The sequence below is a fragment of the Aeoliella sp. genome, assembly GCF_965227375.1.
Lineage (GTDB): Bacteria > Planctomycetota > Planctomycetia > Pirellulales > Lacipirellulaceae > Aeoliella.
In genome coordinates this window covers 2,772,843-2,790,822 of the sequence record NZ_CBDDFX010000002.1, presented here as the reverse complement: position 1 = coordinate 2,790,822, position 17,980 = coordinate 2,772,843, and the positions used below count along the sequence as shown (strand labels likewise).

Below are 17,980 nucleotides of genomic sequence, written 5' to 3'. Positions count from 1 at the left end.
TCTACTCCGCCTCATCATCTTCCGAGCGATACTTCACCTGCGGGTCATTGGGTTGCTGCGAAACTTCGACCAGAAGTTGCGTGACCGCTTCGGTCAGCTGGCGGTCGGTGCCGGTGGGGAGTTCGCCGGGTGCGGGCCACAGGATGGTGTGAGGCACCGCGCCGCCGAGTTCCATGTCCTCGCCCGTGCCGACGACGAACCAGCCGCGGTACGGCATCCGCATGCGGCCGACGTCGGTCACGCCAACCGCGCCGGTGGAGATCACACCGCCGGCAGTGGGCACGCCGACCAACTTGCCGCGGCCGAGCGTCTTGATGGCGTGGCTGAAGATCTCCGCGTTGGAAAAACTGTTTTGGTTGCACAGCACGATGATCGGTTTGTGCCACGAGGCGAACACCTGGCGGTCGTGCGGATAGCCCGGCTTGCCATCGCGGGGCACAGTGATCGCATGGCGTGGCTGTGTGAGCGAGGTGAGCAAGAGGTCGGTGATCCAGCCTCCGCCGTTGTCGCGCACGTCGATCACTAGCCCCTCTTTACCATGCCCGGCCGCGTAGAGTTGCCGCTCGAACTCGGTGAAGCTCGGCATGTCCATCTTGCGGATGTGCAAGTAACCGAGCGAACCGCCGCTGAGGTGCGTCACCCGGTCGCGGCAGTCGTCGAGCCACTTGCGATACAAGAGTTCCCGCGCTCGCGAGTAACTCGTGGGACGGACTTTGGCGGTGAGCGTCTCGTCGGCATCGGGCTTCTTGAAGGTGATCTCCACGTCGCGATCGGGCCGGCCGTTGAGTGCCTTGGCCAAGTCCATGTCGGGATCAAGCGCGATGCCATCGATCTCAAGCACGATGTCGCCCGGTGCGATCTCGACGTCCTCGCGATCGGCCGGCCCATCGGTGAGAACATCGCGAACCACGAGTCCAGGCCCTTTCGAGTTGGCCTCGAAGCGAATGCCTAGGTGCGCGGTGCGGTCGGGAAAGTCCGGCGCGTCGAAGCTGTTCCCCTGGCTGGGATAGAAGCCGAGGTGCGAGCCGTTCAGCTCGCCAAGCATCAGTTGGACGATGGTGCCGAACGCCTGGCTGTCGATCGCTTGAGCGGCCGCGTCGTGGTAGCGGCGGTGGATCTGGTTCCAGTTCTTGCCGCCGGTGCGGGCGTCGTACCAGCGGTCGCGCATGATTCGCCACGCGGTATCGAAGCCGTTGGCGAAGCGGGCGGAACGCGAGTACTGCTGCACCACCGAGAACGAGTAGCGAGTCACCTTGCCGCTGCCGTCGATCTTGGTGGGCGTGCCGCCGGAGTTGAGGAAGATGGCCTTGGCCTTGCTCGACCAGCGGGCGGAGCCGCCGGTCGTGTCGGTGAAGAACTTCGCCGAGAGCTTGTCGGGAAGCTGGATCGTGTAGTAGCCGCGGCGGCCGTCGATCGAGGCTTCGAACGCCAGCCGCTGATTGTCGCCGCCAAGCCACACCAGTCCATGCTCCGCCACGCCGGGAAGAGACACGCGATGCAGCCGCTGCTCGATGCCTTCGAGGTCGACAACAATCGGCTCAACGTCTGGCTTCTCTTCGTCCTTCGCGTCCTCTTTGTCCTCTGCTTCCTCCTTGTCCTCGGTTTCGTCGGCGCTCTCTTTTCCCTCTTCCTTCTTTTCCTCTCCGCTGGGCTTGTCCTTCTTCGACTTCTCTTTGCGCTCCTTCTCCATCTTCTTCAGGGCCGCTTCCAGCTTTCGCTCGCGCGCCGTCTTTTCGTCCAGCCGGTTCTCGAGGTACACGTAGTAAATGTCCGACTCCTCGCCGAACCGCAATCCGGTGAACGCCAGAACCTTGCCATCGGGGGAGAATCGCGGGTGGGTGTCGTTGTCGGGGTGACGCGACACGTTGTACGGCGGCTGCGAACCGTCGATCGGCAGCAGGTGCACTTCGCTGTTGAAGTTGTTGTCTTCCTGCGAGTAGGCAATCCAACGACCGTCGGGCGAGACGTCGTAGTCGGGCGGATCGAAACCTTCGACCAGCCGCCGCGCTTCGCCCGACTCCAAGTTGCGGACCCAAATGTCGCCCAGGCCGCGGCAGTAGAACAAGCTCTTGCCGGTCGGGTCGAGCATCAGGCGACTTTCGACCGCCAAGTCGTCGGTCACCTGCTTGGTGGTGAACTCGGTGTTGCGCCACCAGTACTCGTCCTCGTTGTCGCGGGTGGCGGTGTAGATGTCGACGCGCGGGCCGGTAGAGCTCGTGAACCACAGCGAGTCGCCCTTCGGCCCCCAGACGACACTCGACTCGTGCCCGGGCGTGTCGGTCACGCGGGCTGGCTCGCGGAACTCGGTATCCATCACCCACACGTCGCCGCCGGCGACGAAAGCAATCTCCAGCCCGTCGGGCGAGAAGGCGACGTCCGACGTGCGATCGAGTCGACGCCGCACCAGGTCGTCGGGGATGGTCAGATCGTCCCGCGCGATGAGTTTGATCTCCTCCGCCGCGCCGCCTTCCTCGGCATTCCACCGATAGAGGTCAAAGCCGTGGCGGTAGACCACTTCGGGCGCGTTACGCGCGACCGTGGGAAACACCACCGAGTGGGTGTCGAGTTGCAGAACGCGTGTGGTGGTAACTGCCGGATCCGCTTGCTTGCCTTCCAACACGGCGGGAGCGATGTCCGCCTGCCACAGGTCGAATCCGTCACTCGCTCCGGCGGCGAAGTAAAACGACTTCCCGTCGGGCGCCCACGTGGGCCAGTAGCAGTCGATCTCGTCGTGCAGCAACTCGACCACGCGGCCGGTCTCGACGTCGAGCATCCAAACCTGCGCGGCCCGCGAACCGCGATAGCCCTTGCGCCACCACCGCTCGCCTTCGCGGTTGAACAAGATGCGCCGGCCATCCGGCGAGAGCGAGGGTTCGTCGGCCGCCATGTCGGCCAGCACCTGCTCGCCGCGCGAGCCGTCGATCCAGACGCGAATCAGCCGCGACGCGTCGCGCCAGTGATGATCGCGCTCGCCGGTGCAGAGCAGCGACTTGCCGTCGGGAAACCAATCGTGCACCTGGTAACCTTCGGTGTGCCTGGTCACCTGCCGCGGCTCGCCACCCGCGGCCGGCATCACGTACACCTGATCCGACCCGGTGCGATTGCTCACAAACGCGATTCGCTTGCCGTCGGGCGAGTAGACGGGGAAGTTCTCCCGCGCGTCGTGCGAAGTAAGCCGCCGCGGGAACCGCTGCCCTTGTCGCAGTTGCCACAAGTCGCCGTTCCAGGCGAAAGCCACCCGCTTGCCGTCGGGCGAAAGCGCAGGGCGACTGGGAAGTTGGATTGCATGATTGGCAAACGAAGGAGCCGCCAACAACAGCACGGCCAGCGCAGCAAAGAGCCTGTGGATCATGATTTCAAATGAGGCGAATCAAGGAGGGATGCAAAGGTAGGAATAGAGGTAAGAACTGCAGTATAACAGCCACGGCGGCGGCTAGCCACTTTCGCGCTGGGGGCGAGTGCGGGCGAGCGATTCACCCTCCCGCTTGCGGGAGGGTCGCGGTATCAGCCGCGGGGAGGGCTGCCTTTGAAAAAGCGTGGTGCAAAACACGGACCCCAAACACCAACAAAGCCCACGATCAAGGTTGGCCCCCTTAAGCGAGCCGTGGTATCCTACGCACACAGCGGACGGAATCTGAAACTCAAGGACGAGCACAATGAAGTTCACGGCTTGGCGGACCTGGCTCTGGAACCGGCTTGGCCGATTCTTGCGGCCCAAACGCCCCCGCACGCTGGCCACGGCTGGCTGTATTGCGTTGGGGCTTGCCACCGCTTGGGGTGAAGCGGAGGCTGACATTGCCTTCAAGGTGGAGGTCACTCCTGCTCATGATCTGTTAGATGCGTTTGTGTACTATGGGAATAATTCGACTGGAGGCGGAATCTTCCAGATGGGGCCCATCAAAGCGGGCGATACCTACACGCTAGTTCAAAGATATCCAGGCGTTCCAGGTACTTTCGTTGACGACACTCCGAAGTACTACGAAGACGGTGGGAGCTTTCCCGCAGGCTTTGGAGTTGGGGGGATTTACGAACGCGAGGATGGATTTGGATTAGCGTTATCACTTCCTACCGACAGCCCAATAGAAACGCGCCAGTCTTGGGAGGGGCTCTTTGATCTCTCAGACTCACCAATCAGCGGATTAGTGGTCATTCCGAGTGAGCAAGAAGTCGTAGACGAATATCTCGAAGCACTAGAAGACACAACATACCGCTTGAGTGAAACCTCACTTAAAACCATCTATCAAAGCTACACGACGGTGTTCAACTACTACGAACTGAACGAGCACTTGCGCGAACAGCAACATGTAACCGCATACGGTAAGCAGGCTACGCTCATTAGCTTCCGCGACACCCGTTTCGCCGGAACGGCCATCGTCACGATTGTGCCGGAACCGCAATCGGTGTTCTACGTCGTCGCGTTCGCCTGCATGGCGCTGGCGACCAGTAGCAACAGGCTCTTTCAAGGACGAGCACAATGAAATTCACAAGTTGGCGGACTTGGCTATGGAACAAGCTGGGTCGATTCTTGCGACGCAAACGCCCCCGCACGCTGGCCACAGCCGGCTGTGTTGCGTTGGGGCTAGCTACCGCGTGGGGTGGTGAAGCGGAGGCGGATATTACCTTTAAGGTCGAGGTCACTCCCGCGCATGATCTGCTAGATGCGTTTGTGTACTTTGGGAACAATGCCACCGCTCCAACTCTTCGATCCCTGGGACCACTCGAAGGCGGTAAGCCACATGAATCGACTTGTACGCTTACGCCTGCAGAACTTGAGCATTCTCCTGCTAGATTCGAGACTTTGTTTTCAGACGGTGGTAAGCTCCCACTTGGCTTCGCGGTCGCTGGACTATATCAGCGTGACGAGGACTTCGGAATAACCGTTTCGATGCCCGACCGGTTACTACTTGACGAAGGGGGCTCGTGGGAAGACTTCGCGAGTGCGCCACCCTTGTTGGGGTTTGATGATAGCGAAGAGCAGGTCGCGGATCAGTACCTTGGTGTGTCGATGGAGCAGCCAGACTACTGGTCGATGGTGATCCCCTACATTTACCATGGTTATACCGAGTCATACAACAATTCTCGGTCGGTCCCTGAGGAGTACCGAGACGAACGGTACCTAACGCTTTACGGCAAAGAAGCCACGCTAATCAGCTTCCGCGACACCCGTTTCGCCGGGACGGCCATCGTCACGATCGTGCCCGAGCCGCAGTCGGTGTTCTACGTCGTCGCGTTTGCCTGCATGACGCTGGCGACCGGTGGCAATAAACTCTCTCAAGGACGAGCCCAATGAAGTTCACAACCTGGCGGACCTGGCTCTGGAACAAGCTTGGCCGATTCTTGCGGCCTCGGCGGCCGCGTACGCTGGCCACGGCCACTTGTGTCGCATTGGGCCTCGCTACTGCCTGGGGCGGCGAAGCGGAGGCCGATATCACATTCAAGGTGGAGGTCACTCCGGCGCATGATCTGTTGGATGCTTTTGTGTACTTTGGGAACAATGCGACAGGTGCAAACGCTTATCCCCTCGGTTCACTCAGTGCCGACGAGCCTCACACTTTCTTACTTAACCTGCCAGGTTCGAGTGGCTTCTATCTTGACGACACCCCTGAATACTATCAACCCGGCGGGAATGCTGAAATTGGTTTTGCAGTCGGTGGAATCTACGAACTCGATGGAGAGCATGGAATAGTCGTTTCCTACATCGACAGCTCACCAATCGACACCCAACAGTCGTGGGAGGAACTTATCGACTTTGCGCGGCCGTGGCATCCGGAAAGCTCAGAAGATGAACTTGTCGACGAGTATTTTGCAGAACTTGCTCGGGGGCTTCACCATTGGAACTGGACGACACTCGCTGAACTCGTTGGTTCTTCAAAGTTCCTTACCGATATCCCTGAATACCCCGAAGGCTATAGTCAAAGGCCACTCTTAGCAGACTACGGCAGTGAGGCAACACTAATCGCTTTTGGACCAACCCGTTTCGCAGGAACCGCCAACGTAACGATCGTGCCCGAGCCAACCTCAATCGTTCTACTTGTAACAACGTTCGGCATGATCGCCATTTACGCTCGATCCCGCGGAGAATCCGAGTGAAACTTTCCGCCACGATCATCGCTCGCAACGAAGAATCGGCCATCGCTCGGGCGATCGAGTCGGTGCTGCCGGTGGTGGACGAAGTGGTTGTTGTCGACACGGGGTCGGACGACGCGACGATCGACATAGCCAAGTCGCTGGGGGCGCGCGTCGAACACTTTGCGTGGTGCGATGATTTCTCGGCGGCTTACAACTACTGCATCGAGCAAGCGCAGGGTGAGTGGATATTGCAGATCGATGCGGACGAAGAGCTGTTGCCAGCGAGTGTCGACGCCGTGCGCAAGAGCATCGCCGACCCAGCGGCGCTGGCTTACATGGTTCTGCGGCGCGATCTGTACGGGCCGGAGAGCGACTCTTACACCAAGATGCTGCACGTGCGGCTGTTTCGCAATCGGCCCGACTTGCGGTTTGTGGGGCGGATTCATCACAAATTCATTACGCCGATCGAATCGATCGAGAAAGAGTCGGGGCTGCGGCTGCGCGACTCGGACGTGGAACTGTTGCATCACGGGTACGCGGGTGGCGACCAGCTGGCGAAGCTCACGCGGGCGGCGCGGCTCATGGAACTGGAACTCGAAGACCGGCCGGGGCAGTTTTACTATCTGGTGGAGCTGGGCCGCACCTACCTGAAGCTCCGCGACGAGCGGGGTGTCGCGCTGGTTGCCGAGGCAGCGCGAGTTGTGCGCGATAATCCGCAAGAGGCGTTGGCCAATCGCAGCCTGCTGGCGACACTGCTAGAACAGTTACTGGCCGCGAAAACCTTGCCCGTTGGCTTTCCGCTGTCGCACGACGATGCGGCGCGGCTCACCTTGGAGCATTTTCCCAATGCGGTGCCGCTCCTATGGCAATTGGCGCTGCGGGCATACCAGTCGGGCGACTTCGCGCGGAGCGCGGAGCTGTTGGAGCGGGTGATCGAATTGGGCAAGAGCGAGCGTTACGACAAAGGCTACAGCTTCCAGCCCGACATCATGCGCGGCGACGCGGTGCTGAACCTGGGCGTCTGTTACGCCAGCCTCGGCCGAGTGGGCCGCGCCAGGGAGTGCTTCCGGCAGTTGTTATCGGTCGAGAAGTACAAGAGTCGAGCGGAGCAGAATTTGAAGTTGCTGGGGAAGTGAGCGAGTTGTGATCTCGGCCCAGTTGCGGTCTTCTATTCGCGAAATCCGCGTGGATTCGTGGGCAAACCTCCGACGCGACCGGCGTTCACGGTTCGTTTGTTCTCTGTGTCCTCTGCGGCCTCCTGTTCAAAGCACTTTCGTTGTGTCGCGGTCGCGCTGGGTTCGTCCGTGGCGAAGCACAGTTGGCGAGGGCGTCGCCGGCTGGCCCCGTGAGATCCTTCAGTCGCTTAGGCTCCCTCAGGATGACAGGTGACGCACAGGGGCTGTGGAAGGTTCGTCGTGTTGTGTGGCTCGCCCTCCCCGCCGCAAATGCAGCGGCGACCCTCCCGGGGGGAGGGTGAATTTGGTTGCGAAATAGCTTTCCAATTCGCTGCTCACCGACCATTTTCCTGGTCGTTTTCTTACACCAGGCATGGTAGAACAGACTCGGCGAATACTGTACGCCTGGATACGTTCTTTTGACCTGGTTTTTGGAGGTGTGTGATGGCTCGGCCTTGTGTGTTGGACGATGCGAAGCAGCGGGAGGTGTGTGCGTTGGTGACCGCTGGGATGAGCCTGACGAAGATTGCCGACTACGTGGGGTGCGATCGGCGGACTATTCAGCGGCTGCGGAAAACGAACGAGGAGTTCGACGAGCGGATGCGGCGGGCGGCCATGGCGCAGGAGCTCTCGCCGCTGCAGACGCTGCGCAACGTGTCGAAGACGCATTGGCGGGCGGCGGCCTATTTGCTCGATCGGCAGGATCGACGCGAGGCCGAACAGCGGGCCGCCCGGGAGCGACGCCGGGTCGCGCCGAACCTCCAGCAGCTGGCCAGCGCGGTGAAGCAGGCGGTTGCCGAGAAGGTGAGCGATCCAGTGACCGAACTGGTGCTGCAGCAAGCGATCGACGAGATCTTCTGTAGTCCCGATTCGGCCGAGAAGCGGGCCAAACGCAACACCCGGCGGCAGCAGGCGCCGAGTGTTCCGTCGCTCGAGCCATGGCCGGTGTCGCATCCGCACTTGGCGTCCGAGGGTCAGCAACACCCGGACGTGGCCCCCATGGAGGACATGTTGGATGATGAAATGGATGCCGAGCAGGATGAGGATCTCCTCGAGGAGGACATCCACAACGAGCATGCGGATGAAGACAGTTTCGAGATCGATCGGGAGAGCCTTGTTGAGTGGATGGCCGAGGTCCGGCGCGAGGTGATGAGCGCGGCCAGCGAGGGTTTTGCCGCAGCTGCGGACAACCGCGCGCAACAACGGCCTGACTGGCCGGTGGGTGGTGCTGCAAAAACCTCGGCAAAAGCAGGCTCCAACGAGCGCCGGGAAGCAACGTGACTGGGGAGTTTTGTCGCAGGAAATCGAATTGCGCGACGGTGCGACAAAACCCGCTCTTAGTGTCCGTGTTCATCCGTGGCTAAATTCGTTTCCTGCCAATCCACATAGCGCTACAGTTAGACTGCCGGTTCGATTTTTTCGATCCGCCGCAGGTGGCGGCCGCCTTCGAAGGTGGCGCCGAGCCAAGCGTCGACGATTTGCGCGCCGAGATCGAGGGTGACCATCCGCTCGCCGATGGCGATAGCGTTGGCGTTGTTGTGCTGTTTGGCAAGTCGGCCCGATTCCTCGTTCCAACAAACCGCGCAGCGAATGCCGCGCACCTTGTTGGCGACGATGGCTTCGCCATTGCCGCTGCCGCCCAGCACGATGGCTGCATCGGCCTGGCCGGCGGGGACCATTTCGGCCGCCGGGCGAATGAAGTCGGGATAGTCGCACGATTGATCGCTGTCGGCGCCGCAGTCGATCACCTCGTACCCAGTGGACTGAAGATGCTCGATCAGGTGTTGCTTCAAGTGATAGCCAGCGTGATCGGAGGCGATTGCAATACGCATGCGCGGCGCGCCCTGTATTCGGACAGCGGGTTTTAGAGTGACAAACAGCAGATGGTAGCAGATGGCGAGCGGGAAGTGAACTCGCCGGAGAGCTACGGCAAGCGGGTGTTCGGCGGTGCCGCGTCGGCTGGTCGTGGGTGCTCGTCGTTGAACACCAACAGCGCCTCGTACGGTTGGACGACGACAAACGACTCGTCGACGCTGCCATCGGCGAGTTGGAGCGGGGTGATGTCGAGCGACAGGTGCTTGGCGAGGAACTCGTACGCGGCCTGGCGTTTGGAGGGGCCGTAGTCGTGACCTTCGTCAGCGAAGTGGGCGTTGGCGACCATGTCGGGCTTGCCGTACAGGTCGTAGATGTACTTGACGTGTGGGTATTCAACGTCCGGTGTGTTGAGGGTCCAGTCGCCGCCGTCGGAGACGATCAGTTGAGGACGCGGAGCAGCCAGGGCGGCGATCTCTGCGTTGTTGGTTTTGTGCGAGTCGCTCCAATGGATAGGCATGCCGCTTTCGCAGACGCAGCCACCGAAGAAGTGGGCCGACACCTGGCACACCGGCACCGACACGCGGACCCGCGGGTCGATGGCCGCCAGCACAAACGTCTGGGTGCCGCCGCCGGAGCAGCCGGTCATGCCGATCCGCTCCTCGTCCACTCCGTCAAGCGAAAGGAGGTAGTCAATCGCTCGGATGCTGTTCCAGGTTTGCAGTCGCAGGACCTCGGGCGTTTGTTGGTGGTCCCAGCCGGCTTCCTTCCAGTCGCCGTAGCCAACCATGTCGTATTGAAACACCACCGCCCCCATCTTCGCCAACACGGCGCAGCGGATCTGCCGGTTGTCGTTGAAACGGCCACCATGCCCGTGGGGGCAAAGGATGCCGGCGTAGGAGTCGTACTGCTTGGTGGGGCGGTACAGCGTGCCGGTAACGTAGAACCCGGGAGAGCTTTGAATGGCGACGTTTTCAATCGTGTATCCATCGAACTCTTGCTTGCGCGTCGTGATGGGATTGAGCGGTGTCTTCTCCGGCGGCGCGTCGAGCTTGGCGCCATGCACGATGCCGTCGATCAACTGTTGCCGCCGCTGCTGCCAGGCTTCGAGATCCGGCAGCTCATTGCGCAGTGCGGCGAGTTCGGCGGCCGCGTCGGGTTGGGTCTGGGCGTGGCCCACACGCAGGCGAGGCTCCTCATCGGCGTGAGCCGAGGTTGCCAAGAGCACAGCAAGCAACGCACCAAAGCGGGCAGGGCGGAGTGGTGTCATGAGTTAACGCCTTTGAGAACCTGGAACCTGGACGGAGTAAGTATGGCTGCTCACCAGGATAGCAGAATCGGCAGGAGTTGGCATGAATGGCTCAAAACGGGTGGGCTAGCCTTCCTCGGCCGTTGGCGACTGACGATTCATTGGCACGAACACCAGGTAGTACGCCGCCAGCGTAACGAGACTGATCGCCGCGGGCACCATCCAGAACGGGGTCCAATGGTAAGGAGCAGGAGTGACGCCCGGCGGAGTGAGGAACGTCGACTCCGAGTAGCCCACGACCAACGCACCGAGCAAGTTGCCAACACCCATCGTGGCAATGGCGAGCAAACCCTGTGCGGCCCCGCGGTACGCGGCGTCGGTCAAGCGGTCGACGTACATCACGCCCACGACGTAGATGAACACGTAACAGACTCCGTGAATCAAGATGGCCGAATAGACCGCCCAACTCAACTGATAGTAACCGCCCACCGCGAGCAAGACATAGCGAAGCAGCCATGCGATGATGCCGAAGGAGAAGAGTCGTCGCAACCCAAACCGCGCGATGAGCCACGGAGACGCCCACAGGCAGAACAGGTCGGACAACTGGCCGAGTGTCATCAGCGCTGCAGGGTTGGGGTAGTCGTGGCGGTTGAGGAACAGGTTGCCGTAGTTGTTGTAGGGCATGGTGGGGATGCAGGCGAGCACGTTGATTGCCAGGAACACCATCAGCGGCACGTTCGACAACAGCGGCAAGCTGCCCGACAGGCGAGGCACGCCCGGCTTGCCGGCTTTCGGTTCGGGCGGAGTGGAGGGCAGCGTGAGCGAGTAGATCGCCATGGCGAGACTGGCGTACGCACCCAGCAAGATGGGCGTGGCGGTCGCTTCGATCGAACTGCCGAAGAGCGTCGGCCACGCGAACCCGACCAGCAGGCCAGCAGTGATCCAGCCCAGCGTGCTGAAGATGCGGACGTGTGGGTACTCCGCCTCGGAGTCGACCAGGTGCTTCAGCGCAATCTTATTGGTCAGCGCACAAGCAGGAAGGAAGCAATGGAAGTACACCAGCAGCCACAAGTAGAACGCGGTTTGCGATTCGCTGTACGCCATGCCCCGGGCGGCCAGGAAGCACACGAAGTGCGTCAGGGCGAGCAACCGCTCGGCGGCGACGTAGCGATCGCTCAGGTAGCCCAGCAGCACCGGCGCCAGCAGGCTGCCGATGGCGCCCGCGGTTGTGCTGTAGCCGATGAAACCCGGCGCGAAGATGCCCGCGCCGGCTTCGCCGGTGTTGGCGGCAATGTAGGTGCCCACGGTGACACCCCACAAACCGAGCGGCATGTACTGCAGGAACATCATGGCCGACAAACGAAGTCTCGTCGCCAGCGGCGTGTGCGCGGGGCGAGACTCGTCGGAGCGATCGGTCATGGTGATGTCCTGTCGCCTGCCAGGTCGACGGAAGACAGACAGGGCGAGCAGTGGGAGAGAGGGCTAAGTAACGATGGTCCTTAGCCTAGTAGCTAACCACGCCGACTGCCAGTGCGGCTAGTCGGCTTGGACCTGACCCCGACTCGAGAATTGACGAATGCACCACGTAAGCATGGCGATGCCCGTAAGCGACTGCGTAGCCGGCTCCGGAACGTTGGATCCGAGCAGTGCCGACGTAGCGGAGGTGGCACCTTGATTGTTCCGCCAAATCGCATAGTCGGCGATGTTCACGACACCGTCGTAGTTGCCGTCGGCCCCGCTGCCCGCCAGGATGGTCTGCGAGCCAAAGGTGTCTCGCCACAAGCTGTAGTCGTCGCCGTCGACGTCGCCATCGCCATCGTAGTCGCCTGCTGGCGCGACCGTGTTGAGCAGGGCACGCGCTTGCTCGACATTGAGATCCACGATCAAACCGGAGACCTCATCCAGCCCGGCCTGGATCGCCTGGTTGCCTTCGTACTTGTTGCGAGCCAGGTACAAACGGTAAACCATCTGCAACTCCGCTTCGCCGAACGGCACGCCGGTGAACTGTTGCAGTTGCAGCAGGTACGCGAAGCCAAACTCGGCGGTCGGCTCGAAGATGGTTCCCTCGCCAAAGTCGTTCCAGGTGGCCAGTTGCAGGAAGTCAAAGCTGGAACTGTACAGGTTCGCCAGGTTCAGCGTGCTGGCGAGGGTCTGTCCGTCGTCGTGCGGGATTTCGAAGTTCGCCCCGCCAAAGACGTCGAAGCCCGGGAACGCCGACGCGCCAGCGATGTCCAAAGTGGGCGCACGGTTGATGTAGAAGTTGCGGAGGTGATTGAGATAGTTGTCCTGAGGCTCGTCCTCGTAGATCCACGAGTACTCACCATCGGAGTTGCTGCCGCCGTCGCCCGACTCGTACCACAGCGGCAGGAAAGCCACGTCCTCGTTGGCCTGCGCCAGAATCTGCGTCCATTGGGATTCCTGCTCAAAGGTGATCGGCCCGAACACCGGCAGCAGCGGGTCGTTGCCCGCACCGATGCGGATGTACTCGCCGCGGTTGAAGTAGTGGTCGCGCAGGTAAGCCACGTTGGCTTCGGCCTTGCTGATGTCGGGCGAGCCGTTGATGCCGTGGGTCGAGAAGCGATCCTCGAGCACCACGCCGAACTCCATCTCGAAGTCGTCCATTTTGTCGACAATCGCATTGGAGTTGGCCAGCAGCGTGCCGACGTCGCCATTGGCGCCCTGCACACCATACCAGTCGATCAGGATGCCATCGACTCCGGCCATCTTCATCAACAGCATGTGATACTCGATCACATGCGGATTCGACGATTGATACGGGCCGATCTTGGGGTAGTAGTTCGACGCAATCTGCCGCTTGCCCGTTTCGTCCACGATGTTCGGGTTGGTCGTGCTCCCGCGCGTGTCGCGCCAATGGAGTCCCCAGTTGTTCGCTCCCAGTGTCTCTGGCGTGTCGAACCAGGGCATGTAGTGCATGTAGACCTTGGGCCCCGAGGGAGGCGGCGCGGCTTCTTCCAGCCGCATCGCGTTCAGGTAGCCGTTGCCCCCGTTCGTGCCTTCGAATCCGATGTAGAGTTGGTTATCCGCCTGGGGAGCGACGCCGGTGAGCCGGGCGACGTTGGCCTGGTTGTGGGCGTTGCCAACACCTACTTCCAGATCGACCGACGCGATGGGGTTCGTGAACGTCGCGTCGGAGTAGAGCGTGTAGCGTGTGATGTTGTCGTCGTTGTACTTGTGCGATCCGTAGAACGTCAGATCGTACGTCTTGCCGGGGTTGAGGTTCTGGATCTGCAGCGTCGAGTTGACGTAGTAGTCGTACACCGCCTCGTTGACGCCCAGGTTTCCCAAGGCTCCCGCATCGTAGACCGTGTCGCCTGGACCAAAGATAGTCGTGTCGCCAGCGGGGCCGTTGTAGCTGTCGTTGCCGGTCGCGGAGCTGAATCCGAAGTCGATGTTCGTCGCGTTGCCGCTGATGTCGACCACGCCGTTGTAGAACGCGCCCGACCACACGCTGTTCCAGTGGTTCCCATTGGGGTCGGGATTGGTAACGCTCGCGCCGCGGTAGCTGAGGTCGTTGCCCAGGTCGAACAGGATCGTCTGGCCGATGGCGATTTGGGCTGCCGAGCACAAACAGACCAAGACGAGCGGGGCGTGGAAGAGAAGGCGCTTCGAACTCATCGCGAGAGCTTTCGGTTCGGCTGCGATTGGTTCCTGTCCCAAAGAACCCTGTCGCTAGTTGGATGTCATATGGAGGTCGATCTCGTTGCTACCCGGCTCGACGGTGACTTCCAAGTCGCTGGTGTCGGGGCTGGCGTAGCGGAGCGGTGTGATTCGCTTGCCGCCGGGCGCGCCGCCGTCGGCCGACCGAATAAGTTGGGAGCCCGAGATAGTTACTTTATACACACCAGGTGCAATCCCTGCCTCGGCTCCGGTGCTCACCGTGTAAGTTCCCTGCTCGTCGACCAGCCCCGTGGCGGAAGCCCGCGTGCCGTCGGTGGGATTGAAGAACACGGTCACCCGCACATCGTCGCTGGCGGTGAGTTCCTGCCCGTCGAGTGTGACCTTGCCCGACACCCGCGAGAGCCCATTGCCACAGCCCACGAGCGGAACGGCTAACGCCAGCACTACCATGCATCGCAACCAACTCATACTCAGCATCGTTTCCATGATCCTACAGAGTTCCCGCCACGAGTTCGTCGCCATTGCGGGTGCAGTGCGCGCGGTAGGCGGTGTGGGAGATCGAGTCGGTGATGAACTCCACCGAGCCATCGGCGCGGCAGAAGTTGGCCCCGCCGGGATGCAGGCTGCGGAATCCCTGCTGGTCCCACCAGTACTCCAGGTTGAGCGTTTCGGGCTCGAGGTTGATCAGGTTGTTGAGCGGAATGTTACAGCTGCACCAACTGCCGTTCGCGTAGAACGCGGTGGAGTGCCGGTTATACGCAGGCAGGTCCTCGCCGATCATGAAGCTATGACTTGTGCCATCGGTCACCGTGCTGATCTTCACCGGCCGCAGGTACGAGTTGCGGAAGAAGAAGCCGCGGCATCGCGTGTCGGCGTGGCAGTCGTTCTCCCACTGGTTGCCCAGATTCGCGGGCGGTGGCTTGGGGTACAGGCCGCTGGGCGGTGCGGTGTTCACGTACGTGCCGCCGAAGGTCTGACCCAGGAACGTATCGCCCAGCACTCCCTTGTAGTTGGTGACCGACACGGGCCAGTCGGTGAACTGAAACTGGTTGGTCTTTACCTTCTCGTTGTCGTTGTCCGAGGGACAAGCCAGGATGGCCAACTCGGTGCTCAGCAACTCGGGGCACGAGATGCCATTCTTGGTGGAGATGATGCCGATGTTCGGCGCGACGAACTTGGCCTTGTCGGCGCGGAAGCTGCCTTCGTACGCACCGCCTTGCTTGAAGCGATCGTACAAGGGTTGCTGCTCGAGCTGCGGAAGCATGTCGAGCAGCCAACCCACCGCCGGGCGGTCTTTGGGCGACTCGTCGCCCCACGCTGCCCCGTAGTTCACAGGAAAGTGCTTGTGCGTGTCGTGGTAAGTGAGCGCCGCCAAGCCGAGGTTCTTGAGATTGTTGACGCACGCCGTGCGACGCGCCGCTTCGCGTGCCGCTTGCACGGCGGGGAGCAACAAGGCGACCAGAATGCCGATGATGGCGATTACCACCAGCAGTTCGACGAGTGTAAAGCCTCGGGCCGATGGGGTGCGAGGCGCTTTGCTGGATTTGCTTCGCATGATGGATTACCTCTTCGAGATCGAAGGAATAATGGTCTATCGCAAACGCGGCTTAGCCGCTGCTGGGCCAACCTTGGCCAGCAAACAGGCAACGCCCGCCATGAGCCAAATCGCCGCCGGCTCGGGTACCGACGCGGAGCTCAGGCCAGCGACTGCCGCGGAGTTGCTGCCGAAGCGCGACTTCCAGTACGTGAAGTCAGCGGTGCTGATGGGGCCGGTCTCGGAAGGATCGCGGGTGCCAGCGGCAAACGCGGTTTCGGCGTCGCCGCCCAAGTTGTTTCGCCACACGGTGTAGTCGGCCAGGTTCACGACGCCGTCGCCGTTGTAGTCGCCGGTAACCGCGGTGGCCTGGTACAAGCGGAAGTTGTTAAACGAGATGTCGTAGCTGTCGTCCATCGCCGATTCGACATGGATCTGGAACGCGGTGATGTCCGTGAGATCGAGGCCGGCCACGGTTCCTGGCACGGCGATGTCGCTCATGTTGTTGCCGATGGTCTGGTCGATGGGGGTGAGAGGAAACGACAACAAGTGGTCGCCCACGGCGAGGTCGAGGAAGCGGTAGCGATATTGAGTGCCGTCGGCGTCTTCGAGCAGGGCGACGACGCCGGTCGAGGTGCCGGAGTCGATCGTGACGTCGAGTTCAATGGTGTTGGTAAGCGACGCGTTGGGCAGTTGCTGCACGCCAAAGCCCCCGCCCGAGCCCGTGGCTTCGACACGCAGGGCGTCGGCGCCGGGTGTGATGGTGGCCGACGACCAACTGTCGAACGTGCCGCCCAGTGGGCGGTTGTTGAAATCGGAGACGATGATCTCCGTCGGGATCGGCGCGTCGCCAATCTCCCGGATCTCCATCGCGTTGAGATACCCGAAGCCGCCGTTAGCGCCGTCGAATCCCAGATAGAACGTGTTGTTTGCGGTCGTCGGTCCTTGGATGTCGGTGAGCACCGCCACCATGTCCTGGTTGTGCCCATCGACGGTGCCGATCTCCAGATCGGCGGTGGCCACTACGTTGGTGTAGGCATCGTTGGAGTAGATCGTATATCGGGTCACATCATCCGGCACGGGGCCGACATCGTTGTATCGATGCGAGCCAAAGAGTCGGAATTCGTAGATCTTCTTGGGATCGAGTTGTTGAACCTGAAATCGCGACGAGACGTAGTAGTCGAACGCGGCCTCGTTCGATCCTCCCAGGCTGCCCAAAGCTTCCGCGTCGACTTCGGTGAAGATCACGTCGGTGTTGAGAGTCAGTTCGGAGGTCGGACCGGCGGGGCCGTTGTAGCTGTCGGTTCCGCCGTTGGGCGAGGTGGCGTCGTAGCCGACGTCGATGCGGGTGGGAGTGTTCGTGGTGTTGACGACGTCCGAATAGAACAGCCCGGACCACACGCTGGTCCAGTAGTTGCCATTGGTATCGGCGCCGGTCGCACTGAGTCCGCGATACGAATCGTCGTTGCCGAAGTCAATCAGCACCGAAGTCTGAGCGGAGCAAACCGACGCCAGCAGCAGACTGACAGCCAAGCTAGTAGGTCGAAGCCAATGAGCGAGCAACTTGTAGCGAGACATCGAAGGAACTCCGCCGGTAACAAGCAATTGGGTCGTACTTAACGAAAGGAGATGGTCCTGTGTATGGGGTGCCTCCGCCCTGCGATTTCCCTGCTGGGCGGAGGTGTTGCACCCTTTTGCGTATCTTACATCCGAGCTACGCACGCTTGCGTCGTCGGGCGACAATCGCCAGTAAACCGCAGCCGCCGGCCAGCAGTGCAATTGCGCCCGGCTCGGGCACTGCGGTAACCGACATGGCGTTGATGTATCCGAGCGACTGGACGTAGAGGATGCCGTCCGGTTGCGGGGATACACCACTGAGGGTGGCGGTCATGTCGCGGTTGTGAAGTTCGTTCACGCCCACCACCAAGTCCACCGACTCGAACTGATTGACAAACCCAACATCGTGCAGGGAGTAGGTCGTCGTGTTGTTATTGTTGTATTTGTGCGAACCGAAGAACGTCAGGTCGTACGTCTTACTGGGGTCCAGACCTTGAACTTGGAAGCGAGCGTTGTCGGAGAAATCGATGGCAGCTTCCAGCGATCCACCAAGGTCGCCCAGTGCTGCTGCGTCGATGTCCACATTGACCAGATGGTCAGCGGGCACACCGCTATCGGTTGCGCCGGCGGGGCCGTTGTAGCTATCGGTGCCGCCTGGCGCCGAAGGATCGAAGCCGAACGCGAACGGCGTGGGATTGCCCGCGGTGTCCACCAGGTTCGGGTAGTAAGCGCCGGACCACACGCTGGTCCAACTGTTGCCGTTGGAATCAGGGCCTGGGACGCTGATTCCGCGAAAGCTACTGTCGTTGCCAAAGTCGATCAACACGGTCTGGGCGTTGAGCGAACTTGCGGTGATCGCCAAGACCGCCAAGCAAGCAAGAGGACTCCACACAGCTGAAAGTTTCATGATTAGCACCTCCAATAAGTCAAGTCAAAGGAAGAGAT

Annotated in this window: 14 protein-coding genes; 5 read left to right on the top strand and 9 right to left on the bottom strand. The window is 61.2% G+C overall.

Annotated features, from left to right (window positions below; genetic code table 11):
- Window position 1: 1 nt before the first annotated feature.
- On the bottom strand, window positions 2–3,352 hold the full coding sequence (locus tag ACQK2L_RS23845; RefSeq protein ID WP_425399549.1) for a S41 family peptidase: 3,351 nt from the start codon (window positions 3,350–3,352) through the stop codon (window positions 2–4).
- 304 nt (window positions 3,353–3,656) lie between these two features.
- Here ACQK2L_RS23845 and ACQK2L_RS23840 point away from each other — a divergent pair, with 304 nt between their 5' ends.
- The 5 genes from ACQK2L_RS23840 (at window position 3,657) to ACQK2L_RS23820 (ending at window position 8,525) form a co-directional block, all read left to right on the top strand.
- Window positions 3,657–4,478: a hypothetical protein gene (locus tag ACQK2L_RS23840; protein ID WP_425399548.1), complete on the top strand. Its 822-nt coding sequence runs from the start codon at window positions 3,657–3,659 to the stop codon at window positions 4,476–4,478.
- Complete coding sequence (locus ACQK2L_RS23835) at window positions 4,475–5,290, top strand: hypothetical protein (RefSeq protein ID WP_425399547.1); 816 nt, start codon at window positions 4,475–4,477, stop codon at window positions 5,288–5,290. The genes ACQK2L_RS23840 and ACQK2L_RS23835 overlap by 4 nt, the downstream gene beginning before the upstream one ends.
- Window positions 5,291–5,385: 95 nt before the next feature.
- Complete coding sequence (locus tag ACQK2L_RS23830; RefSeq protein ID WP_425399546.1) at window positions 5,386–6,090, top strand: hypothetical protein; 705 nt, start codon at window positions 5,386–5,388, stop codon at window positions 6,088–6,090.
- The gene (locus tag ACQK2L_RS23825; RefSeq protein WP_425399545.1) at window positions 6,087–7,205 is read left to right on the top strand and encodes a glycosyltransferase; all 1,119 of its coding nucleotides are present in this window, start codon (window positions 6,087–6,089) and stop codon (window positions 7,203–7,205) included. Before ACQK2L_RS23830 ends, ACQK2L_RS23825 begins: the two co-directional genes overlap by 4 nt.
- Before the next feature lie 483 nt (window positions 7,206–7,688).
- Window positions 7,689–8,525, top strand: a complete 837-nt coding sequence (locus ACQK2L_RS23820) for a hypothetical protein (RefSeq protein WP_425399544.1) — start codon at window positions 7,689–7,691, stop codon at window positions 8,523–8,525.
- Between the two features lie 116 nt (window positions 8,526–8,641).
- Here ACQK2L_RS23820 and ACQK2L_RS23815 read toward each other — a convergent pair whose 3' ends face one another.
- From ACQK2L_RS23815 to ACQK2L_RS23780, 8 genes are all read right to left on the bottom strand, one after another.
- Window positions 8,642–9,076, bottom strand: coding sequence for a ribose-5-phosphate isomerase (locus ACQK2L_RS23815; protein ID WP_425399543.1), 435 nt, complete (start codon window positions 9,074–9,076; stop codon window positions 8,642–8,644).
- A gap of 92 nt (window positions 9,077–9,168) precedes the next feature.
- A complete protein-coding gene (locus tag ACQK2L_RS23810; RefSeq protein ID WP_425399542.1) occupies window positions 9,169–10,326 on the bottom strand; it encodes an alpha/beta hydrolase family protein in 1,158 nt (385 codons plus the stop codon).
- 105 nt (window positions 10,327–10,431) lie between these two features.
- Window positions 10,432–11,724: an MFS transporter gene (locus tag ACQK2L_RS23805; RefSeq protein WP_425399541.1), complete on the bottom strand. Its 1,293-nt coding sequence runs from the start codon at window positions 11,722–11,724 to the stop codon at window positions 10,432–10,434.
- A 117-nt stretch (window positions 11,725–11,841) separates the two neighbouring features.
- The gene (locus ACQK2L_RS23800) at window positions 11,842–13,941 is read right to left on the bottom strand and encodes a hypothetical protein (protein ID WP_425399540.1); all 2,100 of its coding nucleotides are present in this window, start codon (window positions 13,939–13,941) and stop codon (window positions 11,842–11,844) included.
- Window positions 13,942–13,995: 54 nt separating this feature from the next.
- Window positions 13,996–14,412 (bottom strand): hypothetical protein, encoded by a 417-nt coding sequence (locus ACQK2L_RS23795; protein ID WP_425399539.1) that lies wholly within the window; start codon window positions 14,410–14,412, stop codon window positions 13,996–13,998.
- A 22-nt stretch (window positions 14,413–14,434) separates the two neighbouring features.
- Window positions 14,435–15,499 (bottom strand): DUF1559 domain-containing protein, encoded by a 1,065-nt coding sequence (locus ACQK2L_RS23790; protein ID WP_425399538.1) that lies wholly within the window; start codon window positions 15,497–15,499, stop codon window positions 14,435–14,437.
- Between the two features lie 36 nt (window positions 15,500–15,535).
- Window positions 15,536–17,056, bottom strand: a complete 1,521-nt coding sequence (locus ACQK2L_RS23785; RefSeq protein ID WP_425399537.1) for a hypothetical protein — start codon at window positions 17,054–17,056, stop codon at window positions 15,536–15,538.
- 136 nt (window positions 17,057–17,192) lie between these two features.
- A complete protein-coding gene (locus ACQK2L_RS23780; protein ID WP_425399536.1) occupies window positions 17,193–17,942 on the bottom strand; it encodes a PEP-CTERM sorting domain-containing protein in 750 nt (249 codons plus the stop codon).
- Window positions 17,943–17,980: the final 38 nt, after the last annotated feature.